Raw genomic sequence first — 12,116 nt, 5'->3', positions numbered from 1 at the left:
TGGCAAGCCAACAAAGTATTAATTGAAAAAGTTTTTTTTGCTTTCAAAGCAAGCCTGGGAATTCCGATAGTTATCGGGATAAATTTCGATTATCGAATAAAGCTTTTAAAAGAAGTGGTTAATTTTACCCTATGGATCACAAAATCAAGATTTTTAAAGAGGTGGCACTTACCAGAAGTTTTACCAAAGCTGCAAAAAACCTGTATATGTCGCAGCCGGCAGTTTCTAAAACCATAAAAAACCTGGAAGAAGAATACGAAAAAGCCTTATTTTTAAGAGAGGGAAATAGTATCGCTTTAACCCATGAAGGTGAAAGGTTTTTAAAATATACTGAAAGCCTATTGGATATCTATACTAAAATGGAACACGAATTTTCTTCAGAAAATCCAGCCTTCCCGGATAGTATTAAAATTGGCGCCAGCACCACTATTGCGCAGTATGTAATCCCCAAAATAGCAGCTTTGCTTCAAAACACACATAAAGACTTAAGTTTTCAACTAATTTCGGGAAACACGGGCTATATTCAGCAACTTATTTTAAATGGGCAGTTAGATTTTGGTATTATTGAAGGCGAAAATCAAAATACCCGGTTAAGTTATGAGCCTTTTGTAAAAGATGAACTTGTTTTGGTGACAAGTACCAAAAATAAGGCAAGCAAAGAAGAAATTAGGCTAGACCAATTTGGGAGCCTAAATTTTGTAGAACGCGAAAGTGGCTCCGGAACCCGCGAAGTAATTGCCAATGCCTTAAAAAAACAGGGGATTCCAGAACTAAAAGTAAAAACCACGTTGGGTAGTACAGAAAGCATCAAAGCTTATTTACGGTACTCCAATCATTTTGCCTTCCTTTCTATTCACGCCATAAACCAGGAGGTTTTAGATGGCCACCTAAAGGTTGTGGAAGTGCCGGAACTTTCTATAACACGTTGGTTTTATTTTGTAAAAAGACAGGGCTTTCAATCGAGGCTAAACCAAAAACTGGAAAATATTTTTGTTGAAACTTATAATAAAAACGAATAGCCCATTACTTTTTGCTTTGCGTGGTTACTTAGTATTCTCGCGTTCTTTGTAGCATCTAACTAAGATGTTATGAAGGCTAATAAAACTAATACAGGAATATTTATAGTATTAATAGCTGTATGTTTCAGCGGACTCATAAGTGGCGCTATAGCTTTGGTATTAGGATTTTTATTTACTGTATTTACCGGGCAGCTCTTTCCTAATTTCACCCATAAAAGTATCCAGTTTTTATTAAAAATTTCGGTAGTGGGACTTGGTTTTGGGATGTATATCACCGAAACTTTACAAATAGGGAAAGAAGGCTTAAACATTACTTTATTTACCATTGCTGCCACCCTGATTTTGGGGTGGCTTTTAGCAAAAATCTTAAAAATAGACGTGCGTTTAGGGCATCTTATTTCTTCGGGCACTTCTATTTGTGGCGGTAGTGCCATAGCGGCCATTTCACCAGTAATAAATGCAAAACCTAAAACTATTTCTGTTTCCCTGGGAGTTGTTTTTTTACTTAATTCGGTAGCCTTATTTATTTTTCCGGGAATTGGTCACTTTTTTAATATGAGTCAACATCAATTTGGCCTTTGGACGGCTATTGCCATTCACGATACCAGCTCTGTGGTAGGCGCTGCTTTGGCCTATGGTGAGGAAGCACTACGGGTAGCAACCACCGTTAAGCTGGCCCGTACACTTTGGATTATTCCGGTTTCTTTAATCTCTATGTTCTTATTTAAAACAAAAGACGGTAAGATTAAAATCCCCCTGTTTATTCTTTTCTTTATCCTTGCTATTGCAATAAACAGCTACTTTAACTTACCTGCTGAACTAAGCCAAAGTATCACCGGCATTTCCAAAAGGCTTTTAGTGGCATGCCTGTTTTTGGTGGGTACTACGCTATCTCTAAAAGACATAAAACAAACAGGATTTAGACCCTTTGTACTAGGTATTAGCCTTTGGGTATTTATTTCTATAAGCTCACTGCTTGTTATTCTTGGTTGACACCTATTGATTATGAAGCCTATTTACTCTAAAAACCACGCTAAATTCAATAGTTAATAATAAATATTCTAATTAACATAGGCAACAAACCGCTTAAAGGGGCTTTTGCAATCGCGAAATCAGTACTAGCTTACAAGGTTTTCTAATCTAAAATGGGATAATTTATTTGGAGGTTAGCTTAGTTCTTTGTTAGCAGCCGTGCCTTTAATTTGTTTTAATATCAATTAAATAAGGCGTTATTGGAATTCCATTTTCATCTCGAAAACTATTAGTAAGTGTTAATTGATATCTCTTATTCGGCTTTAAACTTACTCTAAAACTTAATGATTTTTGATCTTCTGAGAATCCAAGAAATTCATGGACTCTCAAAACATTTTGTTCTCCTAATGGTCCGTAATCAAATCCTCTAAATCTATTATCCATCTTTGATGAAAAATTGACCGTAATAACCTCGATTTCCGAGTCTACATTTTGATTTCCATTTTCAAATTGATCTATAGATTTAATTTTAGGCTTATTTGATTCATATGCAACTCGGTATGCACTTATCAGTTTTGGAAAATATCCTGACTCATTAACGAATCTTTCTAATTTGTTTTGATCATTGTAATCTAATTGAATCATCTCTTTTATTGCTTCCTTTTTATCATCGGAACTTGTATAAAATGCTTCTGCAATGGCATATCCTACATAATATGATAAATCTCTCATTTTAAATGTATTTTCTGCATCATTCCATAACCAATTATTAAAATGAGGACTAAACATTTCTTTCGAAAAAGCCTTTCTAACTTGTTTCATATTTTTCTCTCCAAACGTGATTTGTGGATTAGGCGATTTTATATTTAAAGCCAATGATGCAATAAATTCAGCCACGCCCTCAATAACTGTTTGAGATAATAAATTTTTTCCTATTGTTGTTTTCTGTTGAGTGTGTATGTATTCATGAATATTTAAAAATGACAAATTCTTGTTGGGATTAGTTGCAATATAATCCTTGAAATAGTCTAATGTTTCGGGGAACTCTTCTACTACAACAGTAGAATCACTTAATGACATTTCACTCCCAATTAAAACTTTATTCCCAACAGTTGTTCCGTTTGATCTAAAAACACCAATAGTAAAATAAACTTTTGCTGGCCTAAGTGAAGGATATAAGTTTTTTAACCTGTTAATCCCGATTTCTATTTCATCACTATAGGAATTAATCTGCTGAGTTTGTCTTCTAATTGAAGACCAAAATTTAGGGTAATTCTGAATGGCAAATAGATATTGTTCTGGAGTATATCTTCTTGCGTCAATCATTGCTTGTAACCCTGGAGATCCATTTTCTATATAGTCCCTCTGGATTATTCTTAACTGATCTAAACTATCATTTGAAGTAACAATTCTATCATAGGCTTCCCAAAAATTCTCAACATCATATTTTACTATATTTTGAGAATTGATAGATTGAAAGGTGATTATCAATAAAAAGAATATTTTTTTCATAGTTAAATAAGTAAAACTAATACCAGAGTGCCAGCTACACTAATTATAGGAACTAAAGTTCTGAGCTTTTCTCCTGTACCTAAAAAAAATCCTTTTAAGTCTAACATATTAATTCTAATAATCTCCTTAGATTTTTCTTTATTTATTTTATCAATTATTGTGGCTTCGGCAATAAGGTAATCTTCAGTGAAATCTAATAATTTCAGATATGTTATTTTAAAATTTTGGTTTTGGAGTTTTCTTCTGCTGTAGTATAAAACCAACTTTTCATGATTTGGTTCATTTCTACTCTTTTGATGAAATGTTTGAATTTTATTATTTATTTCTATTTTCAAACTATCCATTTTTAATAATGGATCGAAAAACCGATTGGTGATTTTCTTTTCTAAAATTATTTTGTTTCCCGATAAATCATTTAATTTCTGCTCTTCAAATTTAATATAAGTGGCATTTCCAAATCTAATCATTGGAGTAAAAGGCCAAACTTGACTATACGTGGTTAAACTAAAAAATAGAGTAAATAAAAAACTTAGGTAGATTTTTTTCATTATTTGAATAGCTAGCAAAGGTTTCATTTATCGCAAGTTTACGGAATTTAGCACATGGAGTTGTCAGTTTGTTAGATTGTTCTTTGAATTTACCAATTTTTTTCAAATACCGCATATTTGCGATGAAGTGGTGTTGGCTTGGGTTAATTACCCAATTTCCATCTTCTTACCGTAGAACTTAGGTTCTACATCAAAAAATATATCTAGAAAAACTTTTGTCCTGGCTAAATATTCTCTCAATTTAACATTCCATCCAAATTTGCCATCTAAATCTTTTGCGTTATAACCGATAGCTTTTACTCCATGTTTTTCTGCTAAGTAGATTGCTCTTTCATTATGAAATTGTTGTGATATAATGGTGAAATTATCTTGTCCGAAGATCTCTTTTGCTCGCACAATAGAATCTAATGTTCTAAAACCAGCATAGTCTAAGTAAATCCTATTCTCAGGAATTCCTCTTTTTATCAGTTCGTTTTTGAAGTCTGTTGGTTCATCGTAATCTTCTGAACCATTATCTCCACTTACTAAAACAAAATCAATTTTTCCATTTTTAAATAAATCTACCGTAGCATCAATTCTATATTTGAAGTATAAATTTATTCGACCGTCACTTAAATATTTGGAAGTTCCCAGGACCAATCCAACTTCGTTTTTGTCAATTGCTGATACGTCGAAAAAAGTTTTATTCTCAGTAGCTTGTTCAATAGTATAATTGGAAAAGAAAATCAATGTAAATGTTCCCAAAATTATAATTGAAATAATCAGCTTTAATTTTCTCTTACTCATATTTCTTTCCGGCTTAATTGAATGTAACGTTTCGTATAACCGTCACTTACGGGTTTTAAGTTAATGTTTTTAAGTTTAGAACTGGACTAGGGCTGTTAATAGGATACGTTGCTTACAAGTGTAATTTATTTTTCATATTTAACTTCCTCTCCTTTAGCTATAAAAACAAGAGCGTCAAAGTGATTAAGTAATTTCGTTTTGTTATTTGGTAAATTAAAAATATACAAATCATCAAACTTTTTATTAATCAATTCTTTGTTTGCTGAAATTATTTTTTTTGAATCTATAAAATAATTTTTCTTTATTGATGGTAGGAAGTTTAAAATGGACTTACTTTTTCTTGAAGCTCTTTCAGTTTCATTTTTAGTTCTAGTAGGAGGTAATTCAATGGTACCGAAAGCTATATGATAAGAAGTTTTTGGATTTAATTGTATAAACTGATAACCCATAGTTTGCCCCTTCATTAACTCATTGTTAGATTTTGACATATGTCCGTTTGCCAACCAAATAATAAACTTTTTATTAGGATATTTTTTCACTAAAAAATCAAGGTTTTTAGCCATTTGTTTGTCTCGAATTTTCACTCTGTTCTTATCTGAGTTGTTATCTTTAACGGTGTAAAGTTTTACTGAACTTTTGAAACTTTCTAGAATTTGAACCCATGTTTTATTTGTTTTAATTAATTCATTTGATAAAAGTTTAGCGAGATAATCATTAACATATTCAATTTCTTCTTTTGATATTGTATTGATTACTTCATATTCATCTTTTATAATGGTTTTTACAAGTTTTGTAAATTCTTCATCGAGTTCGATATTATTTGTTTTTAATAACTCTGATAATTTTATAGTGAAATATTTATGAGAATAAGCAGTAGGAATTCTACTATCAAACCCCCAGATAGTAACTTTGTTTTTTTTCAAAAAATCAAAAAGTTCTTTGCATTGTTTAGATTTACTCCAAATTGAATATAAATTCCGTTTATCATGGTCAAATAACAAAGCAAAAAAATCACTTTCAAAAATAATATCCTTAAAACCGTGTTCATTAACTAAATATTTTACAAATTCTGTTTTGGCTATAAAATCAGAACCACTATAATGAACTGATTCTCCCAAAAAGATGGTTTGTTTTTCATTAATATTTTGACTGACAATGTTTTTAACTTTATCTGTTAGTAAATTATCTAATGAATTCAATTCGTAGGTACTTTCTTCAATTTGCGAAAACACAATTTGATGTAAAAAAAATAATATTATTAATATGAGTTCTTTTTTCATTATAGCTACCAAACATTTCGATTACAACCAGTTAATGAAGTAAGGAGCGCGGCTTTGTCGGCTTAGTATTGGCTTGTTGGTCAAGTTAATTATTTTCTTACTAACGGTACCGCTTATTGGCGATGAACCGTTTGCCAGTTAATTCACAGTTGAATTTCACTGATTTTACCGTTTTCCTCTATTAATCTTATAACAGAATCTTCCTCTTTCAATTGGACGCTATTTCTTAAAATTCCATCAATCATATTTAAAATATCCGTGGTTTCAGAATCATTTAATAAAGTAGAATTTTCTACGGTTCCATATAAATTTTCCAAAAATTTATCGTGGTTATGATTATATGCTGTTATTAAAATTAAACATCCTAATAGTAAATTACTGTCTACGCTCCCATTAATAAAAGATAAAAACGCATTTGTCCAAGCTTCAATATCATCTAAGTTTATAACTGCAGACATTGCAAAATTGTATGTGGCATCGACGTATTTACCTTCCTTGCTATTAACAATACCTAAATTGTACCAAGCAAGTCCACAAAGTAAGTCTGAATTGAAAGCTTGATCTAATTGAGCTTTCTGTTCACTTGTAGAGTTACAATCTTTTATGTTTGCTAATTGATATGCTTTGGTAAAATCCCTTTTTTGATTATTAATTTGTTTTTCTTCTAGAACATATTGAATTAGTAAATATTTTAAATGAAATTCTTCATTTGGTTCATTCTCTAACTCAATATATGTTACAAAATTTTCCTTTGCTTCTATATATTTGCCCTCAAATAATAAAGCATCTGAATAAAGAGCCATGTTTAGATTATTGCTTTCTAATTTTAGAGAAGTGGAATAAAACATACTTGAAAACTTAAATTTTCCCAATAGAAAACAAATCCCGGCTATTTCACTAAAAAAATATGATCGATTTAAATATTTTGGATCGAATCTTTTAGCTAAGGAGTAGTGGTGTATTGATTCGTAATATTGATTTTGAGATCTATAAAAGTTTCCAAGATTGTAATGGCAATTTGCTATCAATTGATCTATTCCAATATTTATAGCTTTATTAAGTAACTCCTGAAAGAAACTTTCTATTGATCGAAGCTTCCTTTCACTCTTTGTTTTAGTTTTTAACAGAATTGATGCTATACTAGGGAATATCTGAATTAAATTATCCTGGATAAAAGCTTCTTTAACTATCAACAAGCTTTTTTCAAAGTATGATGATTCTAAAAGTCCAGGTAGCAGATACATTAATAGTTCTTCTTTTACTAATAATTGTGACTCTAGGTTATTATCAAAAATAACTTTACCGGATAAGTCAGCTTTCCCGATAAGCATCAAATTTGTTGCTAATGCAAATAGAATGTCTTTGCTAAGATTTTCTATAAAATTTTGATCTGGTCTTTTATCTAAATTATGAAAGTAAACTTCAGTTAATATACCAGGTTGAACACATAAAACTTCTTCACTAATCGATATTTTTATCAGGGAGCCGATTGAATCGTCACTATACTTAAGGTAATCTGAGTATTCATTTAATTGATTCCTTAATTTTAATAAAAATAGAGTTTTTGATAATCCTCTAATTTCTGTTTCTTTCAAATCAAAGTAGTAGGGCAGAGGGAATCCAAAAGATCCGCTTTTTAATCTTTTCCTTATTTTTATATCATTTTCTAATAAATACGCAGTTCCTTTTTTCCAATATTGCAACTCGGACATTTTCGTATTAAAAGTTTTCGTATCCTTTTTTGAAAATGAAAGATCAACATTGTTTACCCATTTAAAATATATTTTATCTTGGTATTCTGAATATCTGACTAATAAAACTGGAATTTCGAGTTGTTTGAAATATTTTAGCGTATCTATTTTGAATTTTATGCTTAAAATTTCTGTAAGCGAAGTGGAAGTTGTTGCTTTAAGTTGAACGTAAAAAATTAGACCTGTAGCCTCTCCATTCTCGTCAAAAATCTCTACTTCACCATCAATACCGTAATCTTTATTCTTCTCACGAAAAACCCAATTCTCTGGTAATTCAAGTTGAAACTTAATTATAGATTTATCTTCTAATTGATGTTGTTTTGGTCTTTTAGGCATGTATGAATTAATTGGCTACGGTTCTGGTTAAGGGAAGTAGCGAGTAGGGAAGAGCTAACTTGTCGGTTTAACCGTGTTTAATTTAGACTTCTAAAATATAGAATTTTGGCTAAACCCGAGCTATTTCTTTAACCGACTTGTTGTAAGCTGGGCGAGACTAATATTAATTTAGTGATTGACTTATTTTATTTCCTAATTCGTTAATCATTAGATTTTTGCTAATTATGATTCCATTTTCATCAATAAGTACATTTGATGGAGTCGAAGAAATTCCATAAGCCTTAAAAACTTCACCATTCCAGCCTTCTAAGTTGCTCAACTGTGACCACGACAGATTATCTTCATTAATAGCATTGATCCAATTAGCTTTAGAATTATCCTTTGAAATACTAATAATATTCAAACCCTTTGAATGATATTGATCGTAAACTTTTTTCAGAGTGGTATTCATTTCTCGACTTCCTCCACAGGTTGATGACCAAAATTGAATAAGAGTTATTTTTCCGGTTAGTTCTGAAATCTTTTGAAGTTCGTCATTCTCATTTGCTATTTGGAAGTCTGTATATTTTTCACCTACTTCAGGCATGTCTTTTTCTAAGAAATTTGCAATTTTTTGACCCAAAGATGAATTACGAACATCATTTGATAACGTCGTAAAAAGTTCTTTTATCTCTTGCTGGGTCATTCTCCTGTTTCCATAAAGAAAATACGCGCTCACTAATGAATTTGGATATTTCTTTATAAAATTGATTTCTCTATTCTTAATTGTATCATTAGGTAGATCAACAATATTTGCATGGACTTCGCTTCTTATTTTTTTAGATAAATCCTGACTTTTTGATCCCTTTACTATAGCATTATTGAAAATTGTATTTGATGCATCTAAAGTCATTTCGTTCCCTTCTATCCAAAGCTCTATAAAGTTCTTCCTATCCTTTGTAAATAACATTGAATACACCATTGACTTCTCAAGTTCTGTATTCATTTTGAAGCTATTATTTTGAACTTTTGCTGAATCTATAGATTTTCCTGTCACTAAATCTTTTAGATAAAGGTAAGTTCCATCTTCTATGTTTGAAGTTTTACCAGTCAGAGTGAATTTATGTTGTTGAGTATTTAAATCTAAACTGCATAAACAGATTATTATTAGTAGATATCTCATCATAAAATTTATAGGTTTTTTAGTTCATTTTTTTTCGAGCCTTGTTTACAACGGCCGCGCATAACACAAGTCGCGGGAGATCAGACTCGAATTTGTCGGCTTGTTGAATTTAAATTGATCTCTAAAATAACCATTTTCACTCAACTACCCGCTATTTGAGTTATGCGCTGTTAGGTGCTGGTATTTCTCCACTCTTTGGTTAGAAAGGTAAATCATCATATTCATCATTTTCTTCCACAATTTCCTTTTCGGGTTGCGGATATTTTCTTTTATAAAATGAATTTAGGAAGAGTCCAACTGTTGTTACACTATTAACTACAAGAGTAGCGAATATTTCTTCTGAAATTAAGGTGTCTTCTTGAGTTTTACCATGGAAATCAGTCATTTCACTTCTTAACTTTTCAATGCTTTGATTAATAGTTATAAGTGAATTTGCAATAGTTTTTATTTCTTTTGGGAAGTCATCATCTTTTAATCTAAACTCCTTAATGATTAAAATTGTTAATCTATATAGGGTTTCTGAACCTTTTAATTGTACATCTATTCTTTCGTCCCTTAAAATCTCTTTAATTATTCCTTCTAAAGCTGAATTTACTAATCCTATAGCTACTCCTGGATCAGATTGTATTTGTCTATATGCTTTTTGAAATGTTGAAAAAGCTACTTTGTAATCATCCTTTAATTCGTTTTTAAAAGTTGGAATCGAAGGAATAAAATCAGGTGTATCTACACCTAAATCTATTGCTACTTTTAAAATATCTTCTCCATTCATTGAATGAAGCGTGGGTAGTAAGTCTATTTCTCCAGAATCCTTATTTATTATGCTGAAATTTTCATAATATCCATTTATGTCTTCATCATATTCATGCCATTTCATTATGTATAAATTCACTTCTTTATAAGACTTAAATTCTTTCCATATCTCATCATGAACTTCTTTAATCAATTTCATTTGAAATTTAGGAGAAACTTTGTTGTTCATATTGACTTAAATTTTCTGAAATACTTGCACCTAACTCATTTTATCTCCCAAAATACACTTATTTAACCAAACATATTTAAGGATAACCTGCGGTTTCGCTAAATATAAATCAATAAAACAAAACAAGCTTACGGAAAAACGTAAAGTAAGACCGAAAAAATCACTTTTTAAAACCCTGTAAGCCATTATCGCTCATAAACAAAAAAACCGGCCTTTTTAGGACCGGTTTTTCTGTTTTACTCGATAATCGAACCCCCCAGGCTGTGCCTTAAGGTAATTGAATCTGTTTTTTCTTTAAACTTTAATCATCATCCCCGTCATCGTCATCGTCGTCATCATCATCTTCGCCATTTCCATCCTCTACATTTAGCAAGTTTCCTTCCAGGTCGAATTCCAATTCTACGCCATTATTCAGGGTTACCTCATATTCATCTTCATCAACTTCTGCTTCAATAATGATATTATCGGGATAGTTTTCTGTGATGTAATCCTGGATTATCTGCGGCAATTCACCCGGATTAATATCTTCTTCGTCTTCGCCCTCTTCATCTTCGTTTTCATCTTTTGCCTGACCTAGAAAATTTCCTTCTCCGTCAAAAATAAGCTCGATATCATTATCTAACTCTATCTCGTAGTTTCCGTTGTTCTCCAGCTCGGCTTCGTCTATACCCAGTCCCGGGAAATTATCGCTTATAAAATCCAGGATATTCTGTGGCAATACTGCCGGATCAATTTCTTCATCATCAAATTCATTTTCCTCATCATCTACTCCCAAAAATTCTCCCTGAGCATTAAAAATCAACTCGGTATCATTGCTAAGCTCAATTTCAAAATTCTGGTTATCCTCAATTTCGGCTTCCACAATGGTAAGTCCGGGGTAATTTACGGTTATATAATCCAGAATACTTTGTGGTAATGTTGAGGTTTTCACATTTGAATCGGCCGAAAAAGCTACGGCATTTAAATCTGGCTCATTGGTATCGTCGCTCTCTGAGCACGATTGAAATAATAGCATTAATACTAAAATTCCCGGTAAATAATTAATTCTCATAACTATACATTTAAATTAGGTTAAGTTTGTAATCCTTAGCATATATAACGCCTTAGTCACTTTTACATTGTATAGACACTTATTATTTACAATATTTCAACAGCTGTCTTAAAAGTGTGTTTTTAAAATAAATTTTTCTGCTTAACTTAGAAAGAAGTGTTTTATACGGCCCTTTTCTACTGATAAAAATGTTTTTGATCTTTTAATTTAAATCTTCATCCTGAATTTATTTCAAGATCCAACATGTTTTTAAGCCGAATGTAAATTAGAATCCAGAAAGGGTTTCTGGAAAAACCCGTGAATCACACTAGAGCGCAATTTAGAGGAGTGAAAAATGTAGAATTCTTCCTATACAAATTAACTACAATTTTTGCTTAAACACAACATTTATTCCTTTTGGCTAATTTGATTACAAAAAGAATAGTAAGCTTGGATTGTTTCATACCAATTGGTTTTAAGTTAAACAATTGGCATACTTGCGGAAAGAAAAAATGGGTCTCCAAGCAAAAATTGGGTCTCCAAAAGTGCCCCTAATTTTAACAAAAAGATCCCTTTGGGTCTCCAGATTTGGAATTAGCTGAAAATTTTGACTTTTATTAATATCGGATCAATCTCAAAAGTTGGGTCTAGAGTGAAAAATAGTTTTCTTTGTAGATAAATATTATCCAGTGAATAAAGAGACTGACCTATCCCTGCTAAGCTTAATCCTTCCTGAAG

Annotated in this window: 10 protein-coding genes; 2 read left to right on the top strand and 8 right to left on the bottom strand. The window is 31.3% G+C overall.

Annotation, left to right across the window (positions count from 1 at the left end):
• The first annotated feature begins 131 nt into the window (after positions 1–131).
• Both GUB10_RS03355 and GUB10_RS03350 read left to right on the top strand, forming a co-directional pair.
• On the top strand, positions 132–1,019 hold the full coding sequence (locus GUB10_RS03355) for a LysR family transcriptional regulator (protein ID WP_193710033.1): 888 nt from the start codon (positions 132–134) through the stop codon (positions 1,017–1,019).
• Between the two features lie 69 nt (positions 1,020–1,088).
• Positions 1,089–2,012: a YeiH family protein gene (locus GUB10_RS03350; protein WP_193710032.1), complete on the top strand. Its 924-nt coding sequence runs from the start codon at positions 1,089–1,091 to the stop codon at positions 2,010–2,012.
• 204 nt (positions 2,013–2,216) lie between these two features.
• Here GUB10_RS03350 and GUB10_RS03345 read toward each other — a convergent pair whose 3' ends face one another.
• From GUB10_RS03345 to GUB10_RS03310, 8 genes are all read right to left on the bottom strand, one after another.
• Complete coding sequence (locus GUB10_RS03345; RefSeq protein ID WP_193710031.1) at positions 2,217–3,503, bottom strand: hypothetical protein; 1,287 nt, start codon at positions 3,501–3,503, stop codon at positions 2,217–2,219.
• Between the two features lie 2 nt (positions 3,504–3,505).
• On the bottom strand, positions 3,506–4,078 hold the full coding sequence (locus tag GUB10_RS03340) for a hypothetical protein (RefSeq protein ID WP_193710030.1): 573 nt from the start codon (positions 4,076–4,078) through the stop codon (positions 3,506–3,508).
• A 120-nt stretch (positions 4,079–4,198) separates the two neighbouring features.
• The gene (locus GUB10_RS03335) at positions 4,199–4,837 is read right to left on the bottom strand and encodes a vancomycin high temperature exclusion protein (protein WP_193710029.1); all 639 of its coding nucleotides are present in this window, start codon (positions 4,835–4,837) and stop codon (positions 4,199–4,201) included.
• 125 nt (positions 4,838–4,962) lie between these two features.
• A complete protein-coding gene (locus tag GUB10_RS03330) occupies positions 4,963–6,117 on the bottom strand; it encodes an erythromycin esterase family protein (RefSeq protein WP_193710028.1) in 1,155 nt (384 codons plus the stop codon).
• 143 nt (positions 6,118–6,260) lie between these two features.
• Positions 6,261–8,204: a DUF4365 domain-containing protein gene (locus GUB10_RS03325; protein ID WP_193710027.1), complete on the bottom strand. Its 1,944-nt coding sequence runs from the start codon at positions 8,202–8,204 to the stop codon at positions 6,261–6,263.
• A gap of 163 nt (positions 8,205–8,367) precedes the next feature.
• Positions 8,368–9,369: a TlpA disulfide reductase family protein gene (locus GUB10_RS03320; protein ID WP_193710026.1), complete on the bottom strand. Its 1,002-nt coding sequence runs from the start codon at positions 9,367–9,369 to the stop codon at positions 8,368–8,370.
• A gap of 196 nt (positions 9,370–9,565) precedes the next feature.
• The gene (locus tag GUB10_RS03315; protein ID WP_193710025.1) at positions 9,566–10,348 is read right to left on the bottom strand and encodes an abortive infection family protein; all 783 of its coding nucleotides are present in this window, start codon (positions 10,346–10,348) and stop codon (positions 9,566–9,568) included.
• A gap of 301 nt (positions 10,349–10,649) precedes the next feature.
• Positions 10,650–11,399 carry a PepSY-like domain-containing protein gene (locus tag GUB10_RS03310; protein WP_193710024.1) on the bottom strand — a complete coding sequence of 250 codons (750 nt, stop codon included), beginning with the start codon at positions 11,397–11,399 and terminating at the stop codon, positions 10,650–10,652.
• Positions 11,400–12,116: the final 717 nt, after the last annotated feature.

Origin of the sequence: Salegentibacter sp. BLCTC (genome assembly GCF_015143665.1) — a bacterium.
Taxonomy (GTDB): Bacteria; Bacteroidota; Bacteroidia; order Flavobacteriales; family Flavobacteriaceae; genus Salegentibacter; species Salegentibacter maritimus.
The sequence above is the reverse complement of the archived record's forward strand: the minus strand, read 5'-3'. Positions and strand labels throughout refer to the sequence as shown.